The sequence below is a fragment of the Actinomyces sp. Marseille-QA0893 genome (assembly GCF_976954355.1).
Window position 1 is genome coordinate 96,937 of the sequence record NZ_CDRJSY010000005.1, and the last position, 26,822, is coordinate 123,758.

Consider the following 26,822-nt stretch of genomic DNA (forward strand, 5'->3'; position numbering starts at 1 on the left):
TGTTCGAACGTGGAAGCCAAGTCCGTCCAAGTTTTCGAGAAGAGATGAGCTTCAACGTGGTCTACGCGATCGTCAAGGCCGGCGGCCGGCAGGAAAAGGTGTCCGTCGGTGACGTCGTCGTCGTCGACAAGCTGGCAGATGAAATTGGTGCCAGCATCGAACTCCAGCCTTTGATGCTGGTCGATGGCGATGCAATCACCGTCGAGCCCAGCGCACTGGAGAAGGTCACGGTCAAGGCAGAGGTTGTTGACTCTGCTAAGGGCCCGAAGATCTCCATTATTAAGTACAAGAACAAGACCGGTTACCGTAAGCGTCAGGGCCACCGCCAGAAGCTCTCGGTTATTAAGATCACTGAGATCGCCTGAACCGTTCGATATAGAAAGTAGACGTCGAGATGGCACATAAGAAGGGCCTTGGCTCCTCCCGCAACGGCCGCGACTCGAACGCCCAGCGACTGGGCGTCAAGCGTTACGGCGGCCAGCTGGTCAACGCCGGCGAAATCATCGTTCGTCAGCGCGGCACCCACTTCCACCCCGGTGAGGGCGTTGGTCGTGGCAAGGACGACACCCTCTTCGCGCTGCGCGCGGGTGCGGTTGAGTTCGCAACCCGTCGTGACCGTAGGGTTGTCAACATCGTTGAGCCGGTCTCTGCCTGAGACCGACCGCTGATTGGGGGCGTCCGGCACAAGGCCGGATGCCCCTTTTCACTATCCTGATTCGCGCTGGTGCGCACTGGCCAAGACGGGGGACACCACAGTGGCAAGCTTTGTCGATCGAGTAACGATTTTCGCCCAGGGAGGCAACGGCGGCCACGGCGTCGCCTCGGTCAAGCGCGAGAAATTTAAGCCCCTGGGCGGCCCTGATGGTGGTAACGGTGGTAACGGCGGCTCCGTCATCCTCGAGGTAGACCCGCAGGTGACCACTCTTCTGACCTATCACCGCAATCCCCACCAGCGAGCGGAAAACGGTACTCAAGGCATGGGTGACTTCCGTCAGGGAAGGAACGGTGCGGATACAATCCTCCCGGTTCCAGACGGCACTGTCGTCAAGTCAAAGCGCGGTGAGCTGCTTGCTGACCTCACCGGCGCGGGAAGTCGATTCGTCATTGCCGAAGGCGGCCGAGGAGGCCTGGGCAATGCGGCGCTCGCCTCGAAAAAGCGTAAGGCTCCCGGGTTCGCGCTCCTTGGAGAGCCAGGGGAAGAACACAATGTCGTTCTTGAACTCAAGTCTGTTGCTGATGTTGCCCTTGTCGGCTACCCCTCGGCAGGCAAATCCTCACTGATTGCAGCGATGTCCGCCGCGCGCCCCAAGATTGCCGACTATCCTTTCACGACGCTTGTTCCCAATCTTGGGGTCGTTCAAGCAGGAGATTCTCGCTACACCGTCGCCGATGTTCCAGGACTCATTCCCGGGGCTTCCAGCGGTAAGGGACTGGGATTGGACTTCTTGCGTCATATCGAACGCTGCGCTGTCATTGTGCACATTCTCGATACCGCAACTTTTGAAGTCGATCGCGATCCCGTCTCTGACCTACGCACAATTGAAGCCGAACTGGCCGCATACGAGGGTGATCTGGGCGAAATTGAGGGCTATGTTCCCCTCATGCAGCGCCCCCGCGTCATCGTCCTCAACAAGATCGATATTCCCGATGGCCGCGATCTTGTCGATATCGTTCGCCCGGATCTCGAGGTTTTCGGCTGGCCAATCTTCGCGGTTTCCGCAGTGACCCACGAGGGCCTTAAAGAACTTTCTTTCGCGCTCGCTTCCCTTGTTGACGAGCACCGCGCCAAGCTGCCCCAGATTGAATCTGCACGTCAGGTTCTGCGGCCTCGTCCGGTGGGAAGCAAGGACGAAATCACGGTGCGCGCGGTTGAACATGCCGGTGAACTCGTCTACCAGATTCGTGGAACCAAGCCCGAACGCTGGGTGGTGCAAACCGACTTTTCCAACGACGAGGCCGTGGGCTACCTTGCCGATCGCCTTGCGGGAGCAGGGGTTGAAGATCAGCTCATGAAGGCGGGCGCTCACGCCGGCGATACCGTCGTCATCGGTCGCCTCGACGGGGGAGTGATCTTTGATTGGGAACCCACGCTGACAACCGGACCGGAACTACTCGGACAGCGAGGCACTGATCTTAGGCTTGACCGCAACGAGCGCCGCACGACCGCCCAGCGTCGTGAGCGTTACCGCGAAATGATGGACGCGAAGTCTGCAGCGCGAGAAGAACTGTGGACCGAGCGCTCGACTGGCGTATGGACTGATCCGGAGGATGAGCGCTAAATGACTCCAAGGCACATCGCGGTGCAGCAGGCGCGCCGAATTGTTGTCAAAATTGGTTCTTCTTCGCTGACCCGTGAAGATGGCGGACTTGACCTCAATCGAATCGACTCTGTCGCCAGACTTGTTTCTGCCAAAGCGCGGCGAGGCTGTGAGATTCTGATCGTCTCTTCGGGCGCTGTTGCAGCGGGCCTTGAGCCTCTTGGACTCTCCTCGCGCCCTAAGGACCTAGCAAGCGTCCAGGCGGCCGCGGCAATGGGCCAGGGGTATCTCATGGCGCGTTGGTCATCCGCATTCCAAGCTCACCACCTCCACGTCGCGCAGATTTTGCTCACCGCAGCCGACGTCATGCAGCGCGAGCACTATACGAATGCAATGTCTGCACTCGATAAACTCCTTGCTTTTGGGGTCGTGCCGATCATCAATGAAAATGACGCGGTCACGACTCGTGAAGTGCGTTTCGGTGATAATGACCGGCTTGCGGCATACGTGGCGCAGATGGTTGGTGCGGATGTCTTGGTCTTGCTGACAGACGTTGATGGACTGTATACAGCACCTCCCTCGCAGCCCGGGGCTCGTTTGATCACCGAGGTTAACGCGACCGATGAACTTGGTGGAATCGACGTGCGCGGAGCCGGTTCCAGCGTGGGGACAGGCGGAATGGCGACAAAGCTCCATGCAGCCTCCATGGCCCAGCACGGAGGGATCGGCGTGATCCTCACCAGCGCAGATCGTTTGAACGAGGTTCTTGACGGACAAACGGTGGGTACGTGGTTTGAACCCACGAGAAACCGTCCCGCCTCGCGCACCTTGTGGATCGCCCACGTTGCTCCCTCTGCGGGGCAGATACTGATTGACGCCGGCGCGCGCCGCGCGATTACCCGGGGAAAGAAGTCTCTTCTCCCCGCGGGTATTACTGACGTTCTTGGGGTCTTCTCGGCGGGAGAAGTCATCGATATTGTTGATGACAGTGGATTGATTGCTCGAGGGATCTCCCGCTACGACTCAGATAGCTTAGCCAAGCTCATGGGTCATAAGCAGGAAGAAAAACAGAAGGAACATATGCGTCCGGCTGTTCACCGCGACGATCTTGCCGTTCTTGTTCAGGAGTAAAGGTGAGTAACGAACTGGATATTTTTGAGCTGACCGATCGTGCACGCTGTGCGCAGCGCAAACTTGCCACCTCGACAAGTGCACAGCGTAACGCACTATTGCGGGCAATTTCTGCTGCTCTGATCGCTGAGGTGGAAGAGATCCTCGAATCGAATGCACGCGATTGTGAGCGTGCCCTCGACAAGGGGATGGCTGCAGGCCTCGTTGATCGTCTGCGTCTTGATGACTCTCGCGTGCGCTCTATCGCACAGTCCGTTCTTGACGTCGTTGGCCTTGAGGATCCGGTTGGAACAATTATTCGTGGGGGATGCACCGAAGACGGTTTGCGTGTCTCCCAGATTCGCGTTCCGATGGGCGTTGTCGGCATGATCTACGAGGCGCGTCCCAATGTGACCGTCGATGCTTCCATCTTGGCCCTCAAGTCGGGCAACGCCGTGATCCTTCGCGGTGGAAGCGCTGCACTTTCGACAAACGAGACCCTCGTCAAGGTCATTCGTCGGGCAATTGAGTCATGTGGATTCTCGGCCGACTTGGTCCAGACCGTTGATTCCTGGGGACGTGAGGGTGCACGTGCGATGATGCGCGCACGCGGTGGCATTGACGTTCTTATTCCCCGAGGCGGCGGGGGCCTGATCCGCGCTGTTGTCGAAGAATCCACCGTCCCCGTCATTGAAACGGGAACTGGAAACTGTCACGTCTATGTTGATAGCGGCGCTGACGTTCAAGCTGCGCTGGCCATCATCATGAACGCGAAGACCCAACGAGTCGGCGTCTGTAACGCTGCAGAAACACTTCTGGTGCACCGTGATATGGTCGCTTCGTTCCTCCCTCTTGCTCTTGAAGAACTCACTGCTGCGGGAGTGACGATTCACGCTGACGAGGCTACCCGTGAGTGCGCGGCTTTGGGCGATTTAGTCAGTTCGCAGCTGATCTGCGCTGCAACGGAAGAAGACTGGGCAACAGAGTACCTTTCGATGGATTTGGCCGTACGCGTTGTTGATTCGATCGAAGAAGCAGTTGAGCATATTCGCACATACTCTTCTGGACATACCGAGGCGATCTGCACTCCCTCACTGAAGGCAGCGCACTTCTTCCGCTCCAACGTTGATAGTGCGGCTGTTGCGATCAACGCCTCGACACGTTTCACCGATGGCGGTCAGCTGGGATTGGGCGCCGAGATCGGCATCTCCACCCAAAAGCTTCACGCGCGAGGCCCAATGGGATTGGCTGAGCTGACAACCAGCCAGTGGATTATTGAAGGTGACGGAGCGGTACGAAAGTAAAGGGAGGGGAGTATGCCAACTCTGGACGCGGCCTCGGGAAAGATCCGACGCTCAATCGGGATCATGGGCGGCACCTTTGACCCCATCCACCACGGGCACCTCGTGGCTGCATCCGAGGTTATGGATGTCTTCCAACTCGATGAGGTTATTTTTGTCCCGACCGCAATGCAGCCCTTCAAAGCGGGTAGGAGGGTTACTCCCGCGGAACATCGCTATTTGATGACGGTAATTGCAACCGCATCGAACCCGCGTTTCTCGGTCTCCCGGGTCGATATCGACCGCGGTGGAACGACCTACACGATCGATACTTTGCGTGATCTCAAAGGTATCTATCCGGATGCAGATTTCTACTTCATTACGGGAGCAGATGCCCTGACGCAGATCGTTCAGTGGAAGGACGTTGATTCCCTCTTCGAAATGGCCCATTTCATTGGGGTGACGCGGCCCGGGCACGTCCTCGATGCGAAGAAACTCCCCGCATCCTCCGTGTCTTTGCTGGAAGTTCCGGCAATGGCGATTTCCTCGACAGACTGTAGAAGGCGCGTCGAGCGGAATAAACCGGTGTGGTACCTCGTCCCCGATGGCGTCGTTCAATACATCAATAAGTACCGTCTGTATCGTGCCGAGCGCTAAAGTGCGATGCACCCGCCGGCCGTCGGCGCTCTCGGTGGCTCGCGAGACCAGATAATGGCAGACTGAAAGAAACGAAAGGATAACTGTGGACGTTCAAAGCGACGATCTCATCACAAGTGCGCTTCGAGGCGCTGCCAATAAGCTTGCCCAGGATCCTGTGTTGATTGATGTCTCTCAGCGTCTCGGGATCGCAGAGTCGTTCTTGGTGGTCTCTGCTCCAACATCGCGTCAAGTTCGCGCGATTGCCGAAGAAATCATGGATGAGATCGGGCGCGACTGGCATGTCGTTCCCAAACGCATTGAAGGACGCAGCGAAGGAACGTGGGTTCTGGCCGATTATGGCGATGTTGTGATCCACGTGATGAGCCAAGAAGATCGCGAGTTCTACGCCCTTGAGAGGCTGTGGGCTGATCAAAGGATCACTCATCTAGAACTTCCCGATGTGGCTCCCGGTGCAGTGCGACCGGTTATGACTCCCGCACAAGTGATTGAGGGGATTGAAGAGTGAGCACCAAGGAAACTGAAGTTTCTGCCGAGGCCGTGGCTGGTTATTCGCGCATTAGTGGCGCCCGTCGGATCGTCTTTCTCCGTCACGGACAAACCGATTACAACGTCGAGCACCGCTTTCAAGGGATCATTGATATCCCGCTCAATAGCATTGGGCACGAGCAGGCACTCGAAGGCGGACGAGTTTTGGCAAAGCGCCTCGCTGGGGGTGGCCGTATTGGCGGTTTGAATGCTGATTACGTGTCTGCCTCGGAAGTGAGGATTGTGTCTTCGCCCTTGGAACGCGCCTTGAATACCGCTCAAGCCTTGGCGCGCGAACTTGATGCTCTCGGTGTTGAGGTGGGGGAGATCGCGATCGATAAGCGACTTCTTGAACGCTCCTACGGTGTTTTCGAAGGATTGGATTTCGACCAGATCGCAGAGCAATACCCGCAGTGGCTGCTTGAATGGCGCCAGACGGGGGAGAGCGCGGGTGCGGGGGTTGAACCCGGTGGCGTTGTGGGAGATCGCGTTCGCGAGGCCGTGCTTGAACACGCTGAGTCTGTTCCTCAAGGCGGTACTTTGGTTGCAGTTTCTCACGGTGCGGCTATTGCCCGTGGTGTCATGTCCACGATCGGTCTAGATCCGCGAGACTTCGACTGTATCCGCGGTGTCGATAATGTGCACTGGTCTGAACTTGTCCTTGCTGGCGGAGGCGGTTCGGGGGCATCTGGCGCTGCACGTTGGCGCTTGGCCTCGCACAACGTCGGGGCTGCCCCGGAGGTCTTCGGCGCATAACTGTATCGAGGCAAATGTGTCAGCTCGCACAGCTCCTTAATTTTGCCTCAGGCGACTTCGTCCGCTATTCTTAACAGGTCCGAGCGAGAGATCGCAACGACCCTGGGGCTATGGCGCAGTTGGTAGCGCGCTTCCATGGCATGGAAGAGGTCAGGGGTTCGAATCCCCTTAGCTCCACAAACAAAACCGCTTGGCAATTGCCAAGCGGTTTTTTGTATGTGCCAAGGTGGACATACACCTCGTCTGCTCTCCGTCTAGGCCAAAAAGAGGGGGAGCCAGCATTGCCGGCTCCCCCCTAAAAGTAGGCGAGGATTTAGTGCACGTCAAGTGCTTCCTCAGCCTCTGCCTCGTCGATGGCAGGAGTGCTATCTGTGCGCGAAACCATGCCGCTTGTCCAACGGTACAGCGCGAAGATTGAACCGAAGAAGAAGACGGCACCGATGATGGTCGCGGGAGTGGCGAAAGAATCCCCGACGATGGCCAAAGGCTCGTCGTTTCCTGCAGCCCCAACGATTCCGGCGTAGATCACGCCGAAGAGGCTCTCGCCGACGATCAGGCCGGTTGCCAAGAGCGTGCCCATACGGCGTGCGCGTTCGGGATCCTTGCGCTTTGCGGACCAACGGTCGTAGAAGAAACCGATGACGCCGCCAACGGGGATAAGAATGGTCAACGAAGCGGGGAGGTACATGCCCATGCCGACCGCGAGAGGCGGAAGAGCAAAGCGACCCTTCGAGCTCAGCTTGAGAACCTCATCGATGATGATGACGCCCACACCGATGATGGCGCCCAGGCCCAAGAGACTCCAGTCTTGAGTGCCGCCCACAACGCCTTGAGCCAGCGAAGAAATAAGAGAGGCCTGCGGGGCAGCAAGTGCATCTTGACCTGCTCCAGGAGCCCCCTGGAAGCCGAAGGCGTTCTGCATCAGGTTCAGAACCGGAGGAATGATGAGAGCACCAAAGACAACACCGATGACCAGAGCCACCTGCTGCTTCCAAGGAGTTGCGCCCACAAGCTGACCGGTCTTGAGGTCTTGCAAATTGTCGTTCGAAATTGTTGCGATGCAGAAGACAATCGCTGCGGTAAAGAGTGTGTAGGCGATCAGGGCTGTTGTCTCTGCAGCAGAGGAGCCGTGACCGTGAACCGCAACGATTGCCAGAGCGGTCAAGACCACGACCAAAATACCCACGCCTGAAACGGGGCTATTTGACGAACCGATGAGGCCAGCCATGTAACCACACACCGCGGCGACCAAGAGTCCAGCGAGCAGAGTGAAGATCACGGAAACAGCGATAAGCATCGCTGTATTGTGCGCGATCTCGGTGCCGTGAGTGAAGATCCACAGCAAGCCACCTACGGGAATCATCGATAGAACAATGACCAAGGCGACGATGGTAATCGGAATATCGCGTTCGGTCTGGTCGAGTTCGCCGCCCTCGTGACGGGTGCGAGAAGAGCGCATGGCGTCACGGATTCCCTTGATGATGGGGGAGATGATCTTGACAAGAGTCCAGATTGCCGCGACGGCCATGACGCCGGCGCCGATGTAACGCACCTGGCTGGAAAAGACCGTGTCGACAACGTCAGACAGGGGTGAACCGTCAATCTGTCCGACACTGAAGTATGGAATCAAGATGAAGAAACTGACGAACATGCCGATCAGCATTGCGATGCCGACAGTCAGTCCAACCAGGTGTCCAACGCCGATCAGTGCCAGGGAGAGCGAGGTGCCAATCGATGTTGCACCTGCACCCACGCGGAAGGTTGCGGACAGTGATGAGCTTGCAACCTTCATGTAGGACAGCAAGGACATTGCAGCAGAACAGATCGCTCCCCAGATAATTGCGCGTAAGCCAAGGGTGTTATCGGCTGACTTCTCGTGGGAGTCACCAACCTTGAGGATTTCTGCTCCGGCAACGCCTTCGGGGTAGGGAAGGTCCGAACCCGTAACCAATGCGCGGCGCAAGGGGATTGAGTACATAACACCCAAGATGCCGCCGACCGCGCAGACGGCCATTGTTGTCCAGTAGGGGAATCCGCTCCACCAGCCAACAATGACCAGACCGGGGAGGATGAAGATTACTGCGGAAAGCGTTCCAGCAGCGGAAGCAATTGTTTGGACAATGTTGTTTTCTTGGATAGTGTGATCCGAGAAAAATCGTAGAATTGCCATGGAAATGACGGCTGCCGGGATGGAGGTTGCGAAAGTCAATCCGACTTTCAATCCCAGGTAGACGTTCGCGGCGGTGAAAACCAAAGTAATAATTCCACCGATGACAATTCCGCGGAAGGTCAATTCCTTAAGTGACGAGCGTGAGCTCGTTGCGGGCGTAGACACGTGAATCCTTTCCGTGTGCTGACGCATCGGCCGCACCCTGCGGTCATATGTGTCGGTCCTTGTAGTGATTGACAGTCTAAGTGCCTTATGAAAATTCTGTTTAACGTATGGTCACAATTTGGGAAAATCTGCTGACCAGAGCCAAAAATGAAATGAACAACACAGGAAAATAATGACAGCGCAGCAAAAATCATATTCGCGTGCCGCGGTTTCGACTTCCTTGGCATTCGTCGGCATTCTTGCCATGAGTTTAACTATGCGCTCTGGAGCGACCTCGACCGGGCCACTTCTATCCACGATCTCTCAAGCCTATTCGGCTCGAGAGGGAGCGCTCGGAGTCCTCTCTGCTCTACCATGCCTTGTCTTCGCCGGTGTTGGTCTTCTTGCGGTTCCCCTATCAAAGCGCTGGGGGATGAGCGTTGTCCTGACCGCGGGCACTGCGCTGAGCGGCCTCGGCTTGCTTGTGCGCCCCTGGGCGGGCAACTTCATGCTCTTTTGTCTTCTCAGCGTCGTAGCACTCATTGGCCCAGCCCTTGCGAACGTCCTTGTCCCTGCCTGGATTAAATTCCACGAGGCCGGACGACGAACGCTGCTCGTCACCACATACGGGACGGTCCTGTTGATCGGAGGAGCGGCTGGTTCTGCTTTCGCCGTGCCGCTTTCTGGTCACGATGGTCAGCTCTGGCGTTCTTCGCTGGCCAGTTGGGCGATCTTCGCTGTCATTGCAGGCGCAATTTGGATCAAGATCAGTGTTCTTGTTCGTCGAGATTCCCCAGATGGAGGCGCCCGAAGCGCGGAAACTGGCTCCTCTGAAGCGAGCATGCGGCGCCCGATCTACCACTCGAGAACGGCAATTGCTCTGGTTCTTGGATTCGGACTTCAAGCATTAAACGCTTATGTTCAATTCGCTTTTCTCCCACAAATTTTGATGAATGCCGGCTACTCTGCTGGATTTGCATCCATCATGACGGCTCTTGTGAACTTGTGGGCAGTCCTCGGAGGACTGGTCATTCCCTTCATGATTGATCACATGGCGACGCATATCCCGTGGCTTTCCATCATTTTCGGTCTGCTGACATTTGCCGGCTGGATCGGTTTGTTACTGGTGCCCGGGTCTTTCGCATTCCTTTGGGTGTCTTTCTTGGCGATTGGGGGATTCACCTTTCCCCTAATCATCGCTCTCATTCCCGCCCGTTCTCGCGAGGCAGCTGTTACGGCCGAACTCTCGGCCTTGGTGCAGCCCATTGGCTACGTGATTGCTGCGCTTGGCCCTATCGGTTTCGGGATCCTCCTCCAATTCCTTGGAAGCGAGACTATTCCCTTGCTGGCGATGGCAGTCACGGGCCTGCTCATGGGAGTGACGACCTACGTCGGATCTGGAACGGGAATAATCGATGACGAACTTGCCGTCCTTGGCAAGTAAGTTCAGTCAGCACCGGAGAATGTGCGGTGCGAATCGCCGAGCAATATAAGAAGTTGGGGGCTGCCAAAGAAGCAGCCCCCAACTGATGAATCCTGTGATCAGGCATCAGCCGCCTGAGCGCCGAGCATGCGCTCGGTGGTTGAAATCTGCTCGCGCAGGAGTCGAATCAAGGCCGCGGAGGCATCCTGGTGCGACTGAATCCAACGCGTTCCCTGCGCAACCAGATCAAGGCCTTCCACGTAGCCGGCGAGGGCCTTCGGGAACATCAAAGTGACGATGTCCTCTGCAATGTGGAAGGTGTGATCTCTCCAGATCTGCTGGAGGGAGTCGAAGTAATCGGCAACGACCGGGACGTACATCTCGGGAGTTGTACGAGCTTGCGCCCAGAAACCGGAAACCATCGCCCAGCGAGTATCGTTCGGGATCGAGGTATCACGAAGGACCGCGTCCCAGACCTGCTGCTTCACAGCAATGTCGGCAACTGCAGCGCGGGCAGCAGCTGCCTTCTGATGTCCGGTCATCGTGTCGTCTTCGGCCTCAAGAGCCGCGATCTCAGCTTCGCCAGCAACCCCGCCGCGGACAAGTGCCGTGAGCAGTGTCCAACGCAGGTCGACGTCAAGGTCGAGTCCCATGAGGGTTTCGGTGCCCTCGTACAGGCCACGCACCGCCTCGAAGTGCTCGGGGAGAATTGCGCAGTGCGCGAGCTCGCGGACGAAGAGTTGCTGTTCGTCGGAGTGAGCGCTAGCAGTGCGAGCCATGATGAGTAGCGCCGAGGCAACACGCTCTTGCAGTGCACGACGACGCGCGGGTGCAACATAGGTTTCAAGCGCCTGCTCGAGGTGGCGCAAGTACAGTCGCAGCATGGTTGCGTTGCGCTCTGCGGGTAGTGCGCTGAGCAGAAGCAACAGGTAGTCGCGCGCGGGCATTTCACCATCGCGGGTCATATCCCACGCGGAAGCCAAGATCACGCCTCGGGTCAAAGAATCCTCAAAGCGAGCGATGTTGCGGATCGCAAAGTCCAAGGACTGCGGATCCAAGCGAACCTTCGCGTATGCCAAGTCCTGATCGTTAATCAGAATGAGGTCGGGGCGTGCGATGCCAGTTGCCTCGGAGACAACGGTGGAGGAACCATCGACGTCAAGCTCTTGGCTGAATACGCGTTCGATAGATCCATCCTCTGCCTGGCTGTAACCCGAAACAATGAGGCGGTGGGGACGCAGTGACGACCCTTCGGAGAAGGGCTCCTGAATGACCTTGAGCTGGGTGATCGCACCGTTGTCATAGACGTCAATCTGCGGGCGCAGCAGGGTGATTCCGGCTTCTTCAAGCCAGACGCGCGACCACTGCTTAAGATCGCGGCCCGATGCCTTTTCTAGCTCGCCCAAGAGGTCTGCCAGTGTTGCGTTCGAGTAGGAGTGCTTCGTCAGGTACTCGTGCAGACCAGCAAAGAAGTGTTCGCGGCCGACGTAAGTGACCAACTGACGCAGGACCGAGGCGCCCTTCGCGTAGGTAATTCCATCGAAGTTCACTTCGACATCGGCGAGATCGCGGATTTCAGCGGTGATCGGGTGAGTGGTCGGAAGCTGATCTTGGTTCATACCCCAGTCCTTGCGGAGCATGAATCCAGTCCAGCCTTCGGTGTATTCGGTGGCCTCTGCAAGAGCCAAGTGGCTCATGAACTCAGCGAAGGACTCGTTGAGCCACAGGTCATTCCACCACTTCATGGTGACCAAGTCGCCGAACCACATGTGAGCGAGCTCGTGGAGAATCGTATTCGCGCGAGCTTCGAGGTCAGCGGTCGTGGGACGAGTGCGGAAAATGTATTGATCGCGGAAAGTGACGCAGCCAGCGTTTTCCATTGCGCCCGCGTTGTACTCGGGAACGAAAATCTGGTCGTAGGTCTTGAAGGGATAAGGAATCCCGTAAGCGTCTTCGAAGAAAGTGAATCCCGCACGCGTGATATCCAAGATCCGATCGGAATCCAGAGAATCAAGCAATGATGCGCGGCACCAAACACCCAGAGGAATCGTGCGACCATCGCTGGAAACCAGTGAGTCGGTCACGCCCTGGTAGGGACCGGCGATAATCGCGGTGATGTAGGTCGAGATGCGTTCGGTCTCTTCGAAACGGTAGGTCCACGAAGACTCGTTCATCTCAGGTTCAGGAGTCGCCGAGTTCGAGAAGACCTTCCATCCGGCGGGCACCGTTACCGTGAAGGTGAAGGTCGCCTTCAGATCGGGCTGTTCGAATGTCGTGAACACGCGACGAGCATCCGGAACTTCGAACTGGGAGTAGCAGTAGGCCTGCGAGTCAGCAGGGTCGACGAAGCGGTGGAGGCCCTCACCGGTGTGCATGTACTGGCAGTCAGCCTCGACCGTCAGGGTATTGTGTGCAGCAAGTTGCGGAAGGGCAATGCGGTGATCTTGGTGGATGAGCGGATCCAGGTGCTCACCGTTGAGGACAATCGAGTGAACATTGTTCGACACCAAGTCCGCGAAGGTTGTTTCTCCTTCGGTCGCGCTGAATGTCACGGTTGTGCGCGAAAAGAAATCCTTGTCTCCGCGCGTGAGGTCGAGTTCGACGTCATAGTGATCTACGCAGATCACGTCTGCGCGCTGGATGGCTTCCTCGCGCGTCAGGTTCAGGCCAGGCATTGCTCACCTTCCGATTGTGTTGACGATCAGGACGCGCGGATGCGCGTAAACGTCTTAATTTTTACATGTTTGCCCTTGTGGCGCGAACCTTGCCGCGCCACAAGGGCAATTGTTGTATCGAATTGAAACCTTGGTTGTCCTGGCTACCAGATGTGGACGCGCTCTTCGGGGGCGATCCACAGATCATCACCGGGGGCTACATCGTAGGCCTCGGCGAAGGGGTCCATATTCGCAACGATCTGATTGCAGCGGAATTCTGCGGGGGAGTGAGGATCGATACTCAGGAGCTGTTTGGCGTACTCGCGGCGGATCGCCGTCCTCCATCCGCGAGCCCACGCGGTGAAGAAACGCTGAGCTGCGTTTTGCCCGTCGATTTCAGGGGCAGATTGCGGGGTGAGTCCCTTCTGCGCAAGGCGAGCAACATAGGCCTGCCATGCGATGGAAAGCCCCGCCAAGTCACCAATGTTCTCGCCCAGAGTGAGTGCTCCGTTGACATGGAGCGGGGGTTCTTCCCCTTGGAGATCCCGTGGGGTAAGCGCGTCGTATTGATCAACGAGGCGCTTGGTGCGTTCCTCGAAACGCTCCCGATCCTCATCGGTCCACCAATTCTCCAAGTTACCTTCCGCATCGAAGCGTGAGCCTTGGTCGTCAAAACCGTGCCCGATCTCGTGCCCGATCACTGCGCCGATTGCGCCGAAGTTCGAAGCATCATCTGCATCCGGATCAAAGAATGGCGCTTGCAAGATTGCAGCAGGGAAGACGATTTCGTTCATCGTCGGGTCGTAGTAGGCATTGACGGTCTGAGGCGTCATGTGCCATTCGCTTCGATCGACGGGGCCACCGAGTTTATCCCAGCGGCGCTGAACGTGGAAGCGGGTTGCTGCCTCGACGGCATCGACCAGAGAGTCTGAATCGAAGTGCAAGGATGAATAGTCAATCCATTGGTCGGGATAGCCGATCTTGGGAGTAAAGGTACTGAGCTTCTTCAATGCTTGAGCGCGGGTTTCTTCGCCCATCCACTCGCAGTGGGTGAGTGCTTGCTCATAAGCGTCGAGAAGGCTGCGGACGAGGCCGTCCATGATTTCTTTATTGGCGGGCGGGAAATGGCGGGACACCCAAATTTCGCCCATGGCCTCGCCAAGGAGAGAAGAGACCAAGGAAAGGCCGCGCTTCCAGCGAGGGCGCAGTTCCTGGGTTCCTGAAAGAGTTCGTCCGTGGAATTCGAAGGAGGCATTGACGAAATCTTCGGAGAGCAAGGAGGCATACTCGTCGATGAGGGAGTGCTCCATCCACATCTTGAGGACTTCAAGATCGGTGTTATGCCACAGCTGAGTCGCACCCTCAAAAAACTCCGGATGTGACACGTTGAGTGTCTCGATCTTTTCCAAGGGAAGCTTTGCGGCCTTCGCCCACAGGTCCCACGGGAACAAGGGGTAATTTTCACGCAACTCATTCCAGGTCATGGGGTGGTCAGCTAAGAGCGGATCGCGGTTTGACACTGCATCGCGATGGAAAGAGGCAACTTGTGTTTCGAACTCGCGCACAGCACGCGCGTGAGACATGGCGTCTTCTTCACTGGTCCCGACCAGAGTAAAAAGCTTGGCGACGTAGGCCTCCCAGGCTTCGAGAACTTCGCGATGCTGTTCTTCGCGGTAGTAGGCCTCGTCTGGCAGAGAGATGCCGCCCTGGTACAAGTCGAGCATGTGCTGACTTGAATTGTGTGCGTCGGTGCCGACGTAGCTTCCGAAGAGGCCAGCGATTCCCTCGTAGCGGAAGGTCCCCATAAGCGTTGCGAGTTCGTCATGGCTCGCTACTGCTCGCAGACGTGTGAGCTTGTCAGTGATGGGGGAGAATCCTGCTTGGTTGGCAGCGTCTTCATCCATAAATATTCCGTATAAATGGGCGATAAGTTCCCCGTTGTGACCGGGAACTTTACCGGCAGCTGCTTCCTCTGCGATTGCTTTTTCCCACAGCTCAGATTGATCAAGGAGCTCATGGAAGGTTCCGTGTATGGGGCGATCGGCCGGAATTTCGTGGGTCGCGAGCCACTCGCCGTTGGTGTAGCGGTAGAAATCGTCCTGTGGACGGTAGGTCTGCTCTTCAGTCATAAAGACACTGTACGTTGCGGCTCCTATGCGGCGCACGCCCGATTTCTTAGGAAGACCTAAGTTTGTTGTGAATGATTACAGGCTTCAATGAGTAATGTGCACATATGTGCAACATGCCTTGGGAAGATGTGCAGAGGCCCCAAAAGGGTCATGATTAATAAGGAAACAATCAGAAACTCTCTAAGGAACAACGTAACACTATGAGGACGATGGAGACTGATGTCGTAGTCATCGGTGGTGGCTCGACCGGTGCCGGCGTTGTCCGCGATGTCGCAATGCGCGGATTCCGTGCCATTCTTCTTGACCGGGCCGATATGGCTCAAGGAACTTCTGGCCGCTACCACGGATTGCTCCACTCAGGCGCACGCTACATTGCGTCCGACCCTGAATCGGCAACCGAATGCGCGGAAGAAAATGCAATCGTTTCCCGCATCAATGCTGATGCCGTGGAGAAGACCGGCGGTCTCTTCGTGACAACCTCTGTCGACGATGAAGACTACGCCGATCAGTTCATCGCTCGCGCCAGAGCCGCTCATGTTCCTGCAGAAGAGATTTCTCCCGCCGAGGCGCTTCGTCGCGAGCCTCGACTTGATCCGGGACTCAAGCGCGCATTCGCAGTACAAGACGGAACCGTCGACGGCTGGCGTATGGTCTGGGGCGCAGCGCGCTCGGCCATTGCCTATGGAGCGGAGATCCTCACCTACACCCGTGCAACCGGGATTGAACGCAGCCAAGACCGTATCGAAGCGGTCTACGCGCGCGATGAACGATCGGGCGAAGACATCCGAATTGACTGTTCCTTTGTCTTGAACTGTGGTGGTCCCTGGGCCGGACAAATTGCGGCCCTCGCGGACTGCCATGGAGTGGAAGTTGTCCCCGGTGCGGGGATCATGATCGCCATGAATCATCGTCTTTCGCACAACGTCATCAACCGCTGCATTTGGCCCGCTGACGGCGACATCTTGGTTCCCGTCCATCCCGTTTGCATTATCGGAACGACCGACTTGCGCGCGGAAGACCCCGACAAGCTGCCCATTCTTGCCGACCAAGTCCAGCAGATGCTTGACGCGGGAGAAACCCTGATTCCTGGCTTCCGTAAGTCCCGTGCTCTCCACGCCTGGGCGGGAGCTCGCCCGCTCATCAAAGACACTCGCGTCTCCGAATCAGATACCCGTCACATGGCCCGAGGAATGCACATCGTCGATCACCTGAGTCGCGATGGCGTTGATGGCATCTTGACCATTGCCGGCGGTAAGCTCACGACCTACCGCCTCATGGCAGAACGCATCGTCGACATCATGTGTCAGCAGATGGGGGAGGAGCGGCCCTGCCGCACTGCCGACGAAGTTGTTCCCGAGGCAGAAGGACACTCCAACTACTACATCGGCCACCGCCTCGACGATGTTGAACACCATGGCGAGTCTCCCTCCAGCCAAGAGATCATCTGCGAATGTGAACTGGTCACCCGCGAAATGCTCGAACGCACAATGGACGTTCTTCCCGGCGGTCAACTCGATGACGTGCGCCGTCAAGTTCGCCTCGGAATGGGACCATGCCAGGGCGGTTTTTGCTCCCAGCGCAGTGCGGGGATTGCACATGAACGCGGTGACATCGACGCGCCTCGGACAAATGAACTGCTTCGCCTATTCCTCAAAAACCGCTGGATCGGACTGTGGCCCATTCTCTTCGGCAAACAAGCCCGTCAGGCTGCTCTGGACAACTGGATCCACGAAGGAACCCTAGACGTCGAGCACCTGCCGACCGCTCCCGACGCCATTCCTCATGAATGCGCGTACTGGGATGCTGTCGAAAGTGGGGAAGAAGCCCTGGAAGATGGAGAAGAAAAGGAAGGACTCACCCATGCGTGACGCAGTCGTTATCGGAGCGGGCCTTGCCGGTCTTGCTGCAAGCATCCGACTGGCGCAGCGCGGGGCTCAGGTCACTCTTGTCACCAAGGGAATCGGTGGCCTCCAACTGGGGCAGGGGACAATCGACGCCTTGGGGTACGCCCCTGAATTCGTTGAGCGCCCGCTAGAGGCAATCACACAGCTCGCCGCCGATCACCCTACTCACCCCTATGCACGCCTCGGGGCATCATGTGTTGAGCAATCGCTTGAGTGGATTCGTGAGCTTCTTGGACCCGAGCGCCTCCTTGGCTCGGCCGATACGAATGTCCGTATTCCAACAGCGCTTGGCGCACTGCGTCCGACCGCCTTGTACCAGCCTTCGATGCAAGCCGGTATCCCCGTCGGGCAAAGCTATGTGATCGTTGGTTTCAAGCGTCTGAAGGACTTCTACCCCTCCCTTGCCGCCGAGAACATGCGTCTCCAAAAAGACGCCAACGGGCAAGCGATTGTGGCGCGTTCGGCCTATGTTGATCTTGATATTCGCAGGCAAGAACGAGACACAACCGGCACGAACTTTGCGCGCGCGTTGGACCATAAGGAGACCCGCGAACGTCTTGTTGCACTTCTGAAGGAAGTTGTGCGACCCGGCGAAACCGTTGGCCTTCCTGCCGTTCTTGGTCTGAATGATCCGGGCGCTTGGCTCGACATCCAAGAAATGCTCGGCCAGCCCGTATTCGAGATTGTTCTTCAGCCGCCCTCGCTTCCCGGTATGCGCCTGAACCAGGAACTCACCGAGATCGCAAAGGCAAACTGCCGCGTGATGCTGGGATCGTCCCTGGTTTCATACGAGGTCGAAGACCAGCAGGTGCAATCCGTGACCATCTCGACCGCTGGGCACGCTCGCACGATCCCGACCAAGTCCGTGATCCTCGCTGCGGGAGGGTTCGAATCGGGAGCACTTGAGATCGATTCTTACGGCCACGTGAGGGATACGGTCATGGGTCTTCCACTGACAGGTGTTGATACGAGCTTGCTCAATGGCGACTTCTGGGGCAGTGAACAGCCTCTCTTCAAGGTTGGCTTTGAGGTCGACGACAAGATGCGCGTGTGCACTCCGGGAGCAGGTCCTGTCTACTCCAACGTTTATGCGGCTGGTGGGAATCTGGCTGGTTCAACGCGCTGGAAGGAAAAGTCGGGCGATGGTATCGCTCTGGCAAGTGCGCTGCGCGCAGCCGATTCGATTGTGGAGGTTCTTCAATGAGTCTGGAAATTGTCCCCGGCATCGAAGAAGCCGATGTTTTGGGGCTCGAGGGTGATGACTTCGGTCTTCGTGCTTCCCTTGACGCCTGCGTGAAGTGCACGATCTGTGAAACGCAATGCCCCGTCATGCGCGTGACCGATCTTTTCGCTGGCCCGAAGTACTCCGGTCCACAGGCAGAACGCTACCGCCAAGAAGGCCAGTTCGTTGATCACTCGATCGACTACTGCTCCTCGTGTGGAACATGCTCTTTGGTGTGTCCTCAGGGCGTGAAGGTCACCGAAATGATCCACCACGCGCGAACCGACATGAAGAAGAAGCAGGGAATCCCGCTTCGCGACCAACTCATTGGACGCACAGGCCTGATCGGTAGCGTCATGACGCCCTTCGCTCCCATCGCCAACTGGGCGCTGGATGTTAAGCCAATTCGTGTCGCGATGGAAAAGATCATTGGCGTTCACCGCAATGCCCCCATGCCTCGTGCCTATGGCCGCACCTTCGAAAGCTGGTTCAAGAAGCACACTCCGCTTCCCAACTCCGGCACGAAGGGACAAGTGATCTTCTTCCACGGTTGCGCAGGACAGTACTTTGAGGTCGAGACCTCCATTCACTCCGTGCTGGTACTTGAGCACTTGGGCTACGAAGTCCTTGTTCCGCCGCATGGATGCTGTGGCTTGGCTCTGCAGTCAAACGGTCTTTACGATGAATCGCGTAAGTACGTTTCGCGTCTGACCCATGACCTGCGCAAGGCGAATCGGGACGCACCGATTATCTCTTCTTCTGGTTCGTGTGGTGGAATGCTTCGCCATGAGGCTCACGACATTTTGGAAATGGATACCCCTGAACTTGAAGATGTTGCTTCGCGTACCTGGGACATTTGTGAGTTCCTCATCGACCTCTACGATCGCGGCGAGCTCGACATGAATATGGAACGCATCGACGTGACCATTCCCTACCACGCGCCCTGCCAGCTCAAATCGCAAGGTTTGGGTATGCCTGCTGTAGAACTCATGAGTTTGATCCCCGGGGTGACAGTGAAGGAATCCCAGCAGCCCTGCTGTGGCATTGCCGGAACCTACGGAATGAAGAAAGAAAAGTACGCGATCGCCCAGGCTGTGGGAGCTCCGGTTTTCGACTTCGTTAAGCAGGTTAATGTTGAACTCGCGGCCTGTGACACCGAAACCTGTCGCTGGCAAATTCGCACGGCAACCGGTGCGAATGTTGTTCACCCAATCTGGCTGATTCACAAGGCCTACGGTCTACCCGAAGGCTGAAATAAAAGAGAATATCCCCGGATGCGCAGATGACGACGCGCGCCCGGGGATATTACTGTTGCACCATGAGTATCTCTCGTCGCGTCGTTGTCACCGGAGCTTCCAGCGGAATTGGAGAAGCCACCGCCCGTCTTTTGGCGAATCGGGGCTGGAACGTCGTTGCTGTGGCCCGGCGCCGCGAACGCCTCGAGGCCCTCTCCGGCGAGATTGGTTGTGAGTATTGGGCGGCGGACCTCACCGACCAAGTACAGGTGGAGGAAATGGCCGCGCATGTCCTAGAGGGCGGCCCCATCGACGCTCTCGTGAACAACGCGGGTGGGGCCATTGGCGTTGATCGGGTCGCAGATGCAGATCCTTCCAAGTGGAGTGCGATGTTCGAGCGCAATGTCCTCACGGCCTTGCACTGCACGCGCGCATTTCTCCCATCGATGCGCGAGCGGGGAGGCGACCTCGTCTTTCTGACGTCAACAGCCGCCCACGACACGTACCCGGGAGGTGGCGGCTACGTTGCCGCCAAGCACGCCGAGCGCATCATCGCGAATACCTTGCGTCAGGAGCTGGTGGGTGAGCCCGTTCGTGTGATCGAAATTGCCCCGGGTATGGTGCGCACTGAAGAGTTTTCTCTCAACCGCCTCGGCTCTCAGGAGGCTGCCGACCGCGTGTATGAGGGGGTTGCTGAGCCCCTCGTCGCCGAGGATATCGCCGAGGCGATCGTGTGGACCCTAGAGCGGCCGCGTCACGTCAACATCGATTCGATGATCGTGCGCCCGGTTGCGCAGGCGACGAATACTCTTGTATCTAGAACTGCGCCCGAGGTCTAGAACAGACGCGCCGGTAGCGATTGTTCCCTTGACTTTTGGTTATGCGCGTAGCGTGGCGAAGGCACTCACGCTTGCAACTCCGATCAGGAGAACAATAAACGCCCATGCGAGTGCGGTAGAACTTACCCGACGGGTAAGCTTTGCCCCGAGGATGCCTCCGCACATCGAGGCCGCAGCGAAGCAAGCGACCATCATCCCGGCCTCGGCGCTGATATCCAAAGTTCCCCCCAGCGCGCGCGAAGCCAAGCCGAAAAGCGCTGTGATGAGCATGATCAACAGAGATGTCGCTGATGCTTTCTTCATCGGGTAACGCAGGACAAGGTGAAGCGCAGGAACGATAGCGAAACCTCCGCCCACACCAAAGAAACCGGTGAGAAAACCGGTCACGCTGGCTAAAAGAACCACTAAGGCTGCCTTCTTCAGCGTCGAAGCAAGCGAGCGTGGGGAATCCCCAGGCGCGGCCTCGTCAATTGATGAAGGGGAGGGGGAAATGTCAGCGTGTGCACGCAACTGTCTATGCACCATAAAGATCGCAACAAACGCCAGAAGAACGCAAAACTCCAGCATGAGCGTTCGCGCTGATACCAAGGGGTTGAGCGCGGAGCCTCCCCAGGTGCCAACAATCCCAGCGAAGGCGAAAAGGCTTCCTTGCTTCCAATCAACGTGACCACTGGAGGCGCGAGTAATGAGAGAAACGCAAGCGGTTGCGCCCACGATGATCAAGGATAATGTCGCAGCTTGATGAGGGTTTTGACCCAGGAGATATACCAAGACGGGGACCGACAAAATGCCGCCACCCGCGCCGAGCGCTCCAACAACGATGCCGATCAACACGCCAATGAGCGTGGCTTCAATGAGCACGATGTTCCTCCTTGGGCGGGATATGGACTCCCAATGTCTGAGCGACCAGGGGATTCATGATTTCTTGAGCGCCTCGTCCACGCGAAATCAAGAAAGCCATTGCGCGAAGTGCGGGCAGCGCGTGCGCATAAAAGGTCTTATACCCCTCACACAGGTAGTTGTGGTCCGGGCCATTGTCTTGAGCAATAAAACGATCCTTGGGGCAGCCTCCCCAACACAAACGCAGGAAGGGACAGCTCCAGCATTCATCATCCAGATCTTGCTTCTTCGTATCAAAAGCACGCATCTTTTCCGAAGTTGCAAGGGTCGCGAAATCCTGTGAATCGATATTCCCGACAAGCCACTCCGGCTCGACCCAGTGATCACAGGCGTAGACATCGCCATTAAACTCCATTGCCATATTCGCACCGCATGAAGGCGCATGAACGCATACACTCGCGGAACCAAAAAGCGCAGAGAGCGAAGAATCAAAGTCTTGGACAAAGACCTGTCCAACGTCACGAACAATCCACTCGTCGAAAATATCGGACAGGAAACGACCATACGATGAAGGAGTGGTCGATCGTGAGGTCACGCAGTCTCCATCTTGACGATACAGGAGCGCAGAGCTTCCACTTCGCCACCCAAGTTCGGCTTGGCGCAGGTGCTCGCGGGGAACGCGCTCGACGATGGGGATAAATTGCATGTACTGCGCCCCGAGTTCATCGCGGAAATAGCGGTAGACCTCAAGGCCGTGGTCTTCGTTAGCAGCGTGGACCGTGCACAAGATGTTGGTGTCGACTTCGGCGTTGCGAAGCTGCTCCCACCCGCGGATCACCATCGAGTGAGTTCCGTGCCCGCCACGGTTGAGACGGTAGGCGTCATGGAGTTCTTTCGGGCCATCGATCGAGATTCCGACCAGCACGTCATTGTCTTTGAAGAAATGCGCCCACTGCTCGGTAATCAAGGTGCCGTTGGTTTGGACAGCGTGATGAACCACTTGTGCGGGGCGTCGATACTTCTCGCATAGTTCAATGAGGCGTTCAAAGAAGGGGAGTCCTCGCAAGGTTGGCTCGCCGCCCTGCCAGAGCATCGTGACATCCCCATCGGGGCTTGCCGCTAGGAAGTTCTTGACGTAGGTCTCAAGGGTTTCTTCGCTCATCGACTGGCGTTTTTGGTCGTAGAGGAGTTCTTTCGACAGGAAGAAACAGTACTGACAGTCCAGATTGCAGGCGGCGCCCGTTGGCTTTGCGACAACCGAGAAGGGGATAGGGCGAGCGGGGGAGAGCGTCATCGGGTTCCCTCGTGTTCCTTCTTGATTGACGAGGCCGTGGTTGTCGCCGCATAGGCAGCTGCTTGCGCGGCGGCAAGGGGGCCAAGTTCAGCGCGAACGACGTCGATATTCCATTTCATTGCGGGGATTAATTCTCTTTCGAGGCCGTGGGCAAGCATATCGGAGACCTGGGGGATCGCCTCGGGAAGTTCCCCAGCCACTATGATCGCACGAGGATTGATGAGAAGAGCAGCGTTTGCGCAGCAAGCACCGACGGCATCCATCGCATGTTCGAGAATTGATAGTGTTCGGGAATCCCGATTGCTGACTTTCCTTGCCAATTCGCTCAAAGAAGAGACATCGCATTGAGCGCAGAGCGCGGGAATGGATGCAAGGGTTTCCAGGCACCCCTCTTTTCCGCATGCGCATGGGGTGTGAACGTCGGGAACACGCATATGTCCCAGTTCCCCTGTGAACCCGAGGTCTCCGCCAGAGAGGTGGTATGAAACCACCAAGCTGGCGCCGATGCCGTTGGAGAGTCGAACGTAGAGGATTGATGGGTACCCCTGTCCTGCTCCCCATAATGCCTCGCTCAGGGCACAAAGGCGCGCAGTTGTATCGATGAGAATGCTTCCCTTCCAACGACGCGAAATGATATCGGTGACGCTCTCGCGGCTGGGGTAGGGGGAATGCGGCGAGTGAGAAACATTTGAGCCCATGGGTACGGGGAGACCAACCCCGATGGTGTGTACATAATCGGTAATGACGCCGTGAGTGCGTGCACGCTCAAGGAGGAGCGCCCCTGTGGCGTCGAGCGCCTCAAGATAGTTGATGGGATGCGTGGCGGGTATTGATTGGGCGATCAGGACATCGCCGCCGCGGTTGAGTAGAACTCCAGCGAAAGATGCTCGGCTAATGACAATGCCGAGCGAGTATGCGCACGAGCGTGCTGATGTGAAAAGAGTTAAAGGGCGGCCTGCTCCAGTCTTTTCTTCTCCTTTGAGGGAAATAACAGCGTGTGCATCGATCAGCTTCGTGATCGCGCGCCCCAGCGTTGTTCTCGAAACCCCAAGGGCCTCGCAAAGTTCTGCACGTGACGCGGGGGGATTCTCGCCAAGATAACTGGTGATCTGGTCTTCCAAAGAGGGCACGGCGGCGTGAAGATCGTAGTCCATGTCCTCTCCTTTGATGCAGTGTGGTGTGGGCCTCCCGCACGCCCCGGAAGGCCCACACCGATGGTGTGTTACTTACCCATGACCTCGTCAAGATCGCTTCGAGCGGTGTTGACCAAGGGAATATCGAAGTCCGTCATGGCCGCCATCCACTTTGCGAAGGAGTGATCCCCGCGCTCGCGGAGTTGGAGGTATAGGTTCGTTGCGAGTTCACGGCGAATGTCGTCGTAGACAGGCACCGTGTATACATTGTTCATCTCTGCGGGATCAACTCTCAAATCGTAGAGCTCATTGATGGACTCCGGTGAGATGACGAGTTTGAATTCCTTGGTGCGTAGCATTCGCTGTTGCAGCGGGAAGTGATGTCCGTGAAATTCGCAGACGATGTCTTCACGCCAGCCGGGCACGTCTTCACCTCGCGTCAGGTCAACGATCGAGCGTCCGTCTTCGACCAGGGCTGGATCGAGGCCAGCGATATCGAGGACGGTTGCAGGAAGATCGATCAAAGACACGAAGGCGTCCGATTGGCCGACCGCAGAAACCCCGGGGATGTGTGCGATGAAGGGGACGTTGTAGATGTCGTCGTACATCATCGGGCCCTTATCGTTGAGCCGGTGGGAGCCGGTGAATTCACCGTGGTCAGCGCAGAAGAAGACTGCGGTGTCGTCGAGAATTCCCAGTTCGCGTGCCACATCCATGATTCGACCGATTTCGAAGTCAATCATGGCGACGTATCCCCAGTAGACAGCGATGAGCTTCTTCCACTGATCGTTATCGAAGGAGGATGTCGACCAGTAGGTTGCGTAGTTCTGCTGGATCTGCGGCTTACCGATGAGCGAGTCACCGAAGTTTTCGGGCAAGGTGACATCGTTCGGATCGATCAGGTCGAACCACTCGTCGGGGAGGAAGTAGGGAAGGTGCGGGCCAAAGAAGTGAACGTCCAAGCTGAAGGGTTGTCCGTTTTCCTTCCAATCGGCCGCATATTCGCGTAGCTTCTCGATTGCTCGATCGGCCAAGAAACGCTCGAAGGTTGCTTCTTCTGGTTGATCGAGGCGTGCTGCGATGATGTGTCCATCGCGGCCTCCGGGGAGCTTTCCTCGCCAGAAGTCGTGTGCCCGAACTGGCGGAAGGCCATGTTCGTTGAGCCACGCGACGTACTTTTCGTTTGCGACGGGGTTTTCTGCACCCCAGTAGGTATCGTCGTCGGCGCCGAACTTGTCGGGGAGGTTCGCTCCGCAGTGATACTTTCCAACGATGCCTACGTTGTAGCCCGCATCGCGAAGTGCCTGAGTGTAGGTCCAGGTCCCAAGGGGAATCATCGTCTGGTAGGCGATATTCCATTCAGGATTGGCCAGAACCAGGTGCTTTCCGGGGCGCTTTCCTGTCAGAAGTGATGCGCGTGCGGGTGTGCAGATCGCGGTGGGAGTGAAGCAGTTGGTGAAGGCGAAACCGTTGCGTCCCATTTCGTCAATGACGGGAGTTTGGGCGTGTGGGTTACCGAGGCATCCGATCGTATCCGTGCGATGCTGGTCAGTCATGATCACCAGGACATTGCGGACATTGTCCGGGATGTCACTGGAGCGTTCGTATGCGTCAGACATGATGATCCTTTCACTTCTCGGAAGCAGCGAGTTTGTCCATGTCTTCGAGTTCAGTACCGGTGGTTTCCTTCAGGTACTTTGCGGTGAAGATGACGGCTAGGACGCCGAATGCGCAGTAGATCCAGTAGGTGCCTGCCGGCGACCACGAAATCAGGAAGGGGAAGAGCAAAACGACAAGGAAGTTGACGAAGAAGTCTGCTCCCGAGGCCATGGACATTGCGCCACCGCGAATCGAGTTGGGGAACATTTCTCCCATGACGATCGAGAAGATCGGTCCCCAAGAGGAAGTGAAGCCCAGCAGGAAGGTACACAATGCTGCGACGGCGAGGAATGCCAAGACAGGGTTGTCTGCAACGTCGGGCTTTCCGTCCACAACGGGTGCCAGCGTGAAGACGGTTGCAACAACGCCAAGCGAGACAAAGATCAGAGTGCCTCCGTAGATAAGCATCCTCTTACGTCCGACGTGGTCGACAAGGAGAATACCGGAGACAACACCGACGATCTTGAAGCCCGTAATGAGTAGGGTCTGCTGCAGTGCCATTGATTCGTTGAATCCCACTGCTGCGAAGAGTGAGTTTGAGTAGAAGAAGACGCCGTTGATGCCGGTGAGCTGCTGGAATGCGGCGATCATCATGCCAACAAGAACCAGTCCGCGCCACTTCGAGGAGAAGATTTCACCAATGCTGAGCTTGCGTCCGCCAGTTTCTTCCATTGACGCGGCGATTGCCTTGACGCGCGCTGCCGGGTCGTCTTCACCGCTGACCTTTGCAAGGACAGCTTCAGCTTCCTTGGTTTTCCCGACTGATACCAGGTAACGAGGCGACTCGGGGATTTGGGCGGTAAAGATCACGAAGAGGAGAGCGGGAATGATGAGGCATGCGAAAAGAACTTGCCAGGTCTGCAGTCCCCAGAATGCGGGCTTTGCCGCGCCACCGGTCAGGCGTACGACACCCATATTGATGAGGCCGGCGAAGAAAAGACCGAGGATGATGGCCAGCTGACGGAAGCCGATCAGGCGGCCTCGGATGTCAGCAGGTGCAATTTCTGCGACGTATCCGGGGGCAACGGTGGTTGCTGCACCAAAACCAATGCCGCCGACAATGCGGGTGAGGAGGAGGAAGGGGTATCCAAAGCTTCCCAGAACTGGTGAGATCGGTCCAAGGAGTGCTTCGAAGAGGAGGAAGGGGCCAACCCACATCAGGGTTGTTTTGCGTCCGATCTTGTCGGAGATACGTCCTGCTCCAAGTGCGCCGATGAGGCCGCCGATTACGCCCGCTGCGCCGGCAACGCCTTGGAGGAATGGGCCGAGGTGGAAGGTGGTGCCGACCGCTTTAATTGCGGCGTTGAGGACCATTCCTTCGAATCCGTAGAAGAATGGGCCCAAAGTAGCAATGAGTGCCAGGAAAGTTGCGTATTTCCGCGCCCGACGTTGGGTTTCAGTCAGCGGAGCTGCCGTACGTGAGGTTGACATGAGGTCCGTCCTAAAGGGGAGAGGAATGAACTCATCGGATTGATCCGTGATGCCTCATCTTTGAGGCACTTACACGCTAACCCTGAGTGAATTTTGGGCGTTGACGTGGACAAAATTATTTTTGTGATGCGCGTCATATAAGTTGCTTTTCTCTTC

21 protein-coding genes and 1 tRNA gene are annotated in these 26,822 nt (G+C 57.1%); 14 read left to right on the forward strand and 8 right to left on the reverse strand.

Annotation, left to right across the window (positions count from 1 at the left end; translation table 11 throughout):
• Positions 1 to 44 precede the first annotated feature (44 nt).
• From rplU to ACWNMW_RS06975, 9 genes are all read left to right on the forward strand, one after another.
• Complete coding sequence (rplU, locus tag ACWNMW_RS06935) at positions 45 to 365, forward strand: 50S ribosomal protein L21 (protein WP_034501582.1); 321 nt, start codon at positions 45 to 47, stop codon at positions 363 to 365.
• A 29-nt stretch (positions 366 to 394) separates the two neighbouring features.
• Entirely contained in the window at positions 395 to 655 is a 261-nt protein-coding gene (gene rpmA / locus ACWNMW_RS06940; protein ID WP_009748005.1) for a 50S ribosomal protein L27, read from the forward strand.
• Positions 656 to 755: 100 nt separating this feature from the next.
• Complete coding sequence (obgE, locus tag ACWNMW_RS06945; protein WP_034501581.1) at positions 756 to 2,279, forward strand: GTPase ObgE; 1,524 nt, start codon at positions 756 to 758, stop codon at positions 2,277 to 2,279.
• Entirely contained in the window at positions 2,280 to 3,389 is a 1,110-nt protein-coding gene (gene proB, locus ACWNMW_RS06950; protein ID WP_299063849.1) for a glutamate 5-kinase, read from the forward strand.
• A 2-nt stretch (positions 3,390 to 3,391) separates the two neighbouring features.
• Positions 3,392 to 4,672, forward strand: a complete 1,281-nt coding sequence (locus ACWNMW_RS06955) for a glutamate-5-semialdehyde dehydrogenase (protein ID WP_449490447.1) — start codon at positions 3,392 to 3,394, stop codon at positions 4,670 to 4,672.
• Positions 4,673 to 4,684: 12 nt separating this feature from the next.
• Entirely contained in the window at positions 4,685 to 5,305 is a 621-nt protein-coding gene (gene nadD, locus ACWNMW_RS06960) for a nicotinate-nucleotide adenylyltransferase (RefSeq protein WP_034501578.1), read from the forward strand.
• An 85-nt stretch (positions 5,306 to 5,390) separates the two neighbouring features.
• The gene (gene rsfS, locus ACWNMW_RS06965) at positions 5,391 to 5,813 is read left to right on the forward strand and encodes a ribosome silencing factor (protein WP_034501577.1); all 423 of its coding nucleotides are present in this window, start codon (positions 5,391 to 5,393) and stop codon (positions 5,811 to 5,813) included.
• Positions 5,810 to 6,589 (forward strand): histidine phosphatase family protein, encoded by a 780-nt coding sequence (locus tag ACWNMW_RS06970; RefSeq protein ID WP_314212101.1) that lies wholly within the window; start codon positions 5,810 to 5,812, stop codon positions 6,587 to 6,589. The genes rsfS and ACWNMW_RS06970 overlap by 4 nt, the downstream gene beginning before the upstream one ends.
• 104 nt (positions 6,590 to 6,693) lie before the next feature.
• Positions 6,694 to 6,766, forward strand: a tRNA-Ala gene (locus tag ACWNMW_RS06975).
• 136 nt (positions 6,767 to 6,902) lie between these two features.
• On the opposite strand, the gene ACWNMW_RS06980 is transcribed toward ACWNMW_RS06975, so the two are convergent.
• Positions 6,903 to 8,924 carry an OPT family oligopeptide transporter gene (locus ACWNMW_RS06980; RefSeq protein ID WP_449490448.1) on the reverse strand — a complete coding sequence of 674 codons (2,022 nt, stop codon included), beginning with the start codon at positions 8,922 to 8,924 and terminating at the stop codon, positions 6,903 to 6,905.
• 172 nt (positions 8,925 to 9,096) lie between these two features.
• Here ACWNMW_RS06980 and ACWNMW_RS06985 point away from each other — a divergent pair, with 172 nt between their 5' ends.
• Positions 9,097 to 10,347 carry an MFS transporter gene (locus tag ACWNMW_RS06985; RefSeq protein ID WP_449490449.1) on the forward strand — a complete coding sequence of 417 codons (1,251 nt, stop codon included), beginning with the start codon at positions 9,097 to 9,099 and terminating at the stop codon, positions 10,345 to 10,347.
• Positions 10,348 to 10,445: 98 nt separating this feature from the next.
• Here the strand turns inward: ACWNMW_RS06985 and pepN are convergent, their stop codons facing one another.
• Together pepN and ACWNMW_RS06995 are read right to left on the reverse strand one after the other, a co-directional pair.
• A complete protein-coding gene (gene pepN / locus ACWNMW_RS06990; RefSeq protein WP_449490450.1) occupies positions 10,446 to 13,001 on the reverse strand; it encodes an aminopeptidase N in 2,556 nt (851 codons plus the stop codon).
• 143 nt (positions 13,002 to 13,144) lie between these two features.
• Positions 13,145 to 15,109 carry a M13 family metallopeptidase gene (locus ACWNMW_RS06995; RefSeq protein ID WP_449490451.1) on the reverse strand — a complete coding sequence of 655 codons (1,965 nt, stop codon included), beginning with the start codon at positions 15,107 to 15,109 and terminating at the stop codon, positions 13,145 to 13,147.
• Between the two features lie 200 nt (positions 15,110 to 15,309).
• Here ACWNMW_RS06995 and glpA point away from each other — a divergent pair, with 200 nt between their 5' ends.
• The 4 genes from glpA to ACWNMW_RS07015 all read left to right on the forward strand — a co-directional run bounded on the left by glpA (position 15,310) and on the right by ACWNMW_RS07015 (position 20,309).
• A complete protein-coding gene (gene glpA / locus ACWNMW_RS07000; protein ID WP_449490452.1) occupies positions 15,310 to 16,977 on the forward strand; it encodes an anaerobic glycerol-3-phosphate dehydrogenase subunit GlpA in 1,668 nt (555 codons plus the stop codon).
• Complete coding sequence (glpB, locus tag ACWNMW_RS07005; protein WP_449490453.1) at positions 16,970 to 18,217, forward strand: glycerol-3-phosphate dehydrogenase subunit GlpB; 1,248 nt, start codon at positions 16,970 to 16,972, stop codon at positions 18,215 to 18,217. The genes glpA and glpB overlap by 8 nt, the downstream gene beginning before the upstream one ends.
• Positions 18,214 to 19,488: an anaerobic glycerol-3-phosphate dehydrogenase subunit C gene (locus tag ACWNMW_RS07010; RefSeq protein ID WP_034501564.1), complete on the forward strand. Its 1,275-nt coding sequence runs from the start codon at positions 18,214 to 18,216 to the stop codon at positions 19,486 to 19,488. The genes glpB and ACWNMW_RS07010 overlap by 4 nt, the downstream gene beginning before the upstream one ends.
• Positions 19,489 to 19,553: 65 nt before the next feature.
• A complete protein-coding gene (locus tag ACWNMW_RS07015) occupies positions 19,554 to 20,309 on the forward strand; it encodes an SDR family NAD(P)-dependent oxidoreductase (RefSeq protein ID WP_295892660.1) in 756 nt (251 codons plus the stop codon).
• A 39-nt stretch (positions 20,310 to 20,348) separates the two neighbouring features.
• Here ACWNMW_RS07015 and ACWNMW_RS07020 read toward each other — a convergent pair whose 3' ends face one another.
• The 5 genes from ACWNMW_RS07020 to ACWNMW_RS07040 all read right to left on the reverse strand — a co-directional run bounded on the left by ACWNMW_RS07020 (position 20,349) and on the right by ACWNMW_RS07040 (position 26,666).
• Entirely contained in the window at positions 20,349 to 21,170 is an 822-nt protein-coding gene (locus tag ACWNMW_RS07020) for a sulfite exporter TauE/SafE family protein (protein WP_449490454.1), read from the reverse strand.
• Positions 21,160 to 22,443, reverse strand: coding sequence for an anaerobic sulfatase maturase (locus tag ACWNMW_RS07025; protein ID WP_449490455.1), 1,284 nt, complete (start codon positions 22,441 to 22,443; stop codon positions 21,160 to 21,162). The genes ACWNMW_RS07020 and ACWNMW_RS07025 overlap by 11 nt, the downstream gene beginning before the upstream one ends.
• Positions 22,440 to 23,597, reverse strand: coding sequence for an ROK family protein (locus ACWNMW_RS07030; RefSeq protein WP_449490456.1), 1,158 nt, complete (start codon positions 23,595 to 23,597; stop codon positions 22,440 to 22,442). The genes ACWNMW_RS07025 and ACWNMW_RS07030 overlap by 4 nt, the downstream gene beginning before the upstream one ends.
• Positions 23,598 to 23,665: 68 nt before the next feature.
• Entirely contained in the window at positions 23,666 to 25,195 is a 1,530-nt protein-coding gene (locus tag ACWNMW_RS07035) for a sulfatase-like hydrolase/transferase (RefSeq protein ID WP_448751064.1), read from the reverse strand.
• Between the two features lie 10 nt (positions 25,196 to 25,205).
• Positions 25,206 to 26,666, reverse strand: coding sequence for a sugar porter family MFS transporter (locus ACWNMW_RS07040; protein ID WP_449490457.1), 1,461 nt, complete (start codon positions 26,664 to 26,666; stop codon positions 25,206 to 25,208).
• Between the last annotated feature and the right edge of the window lie 156 nt (positions 26,667 to 26,822).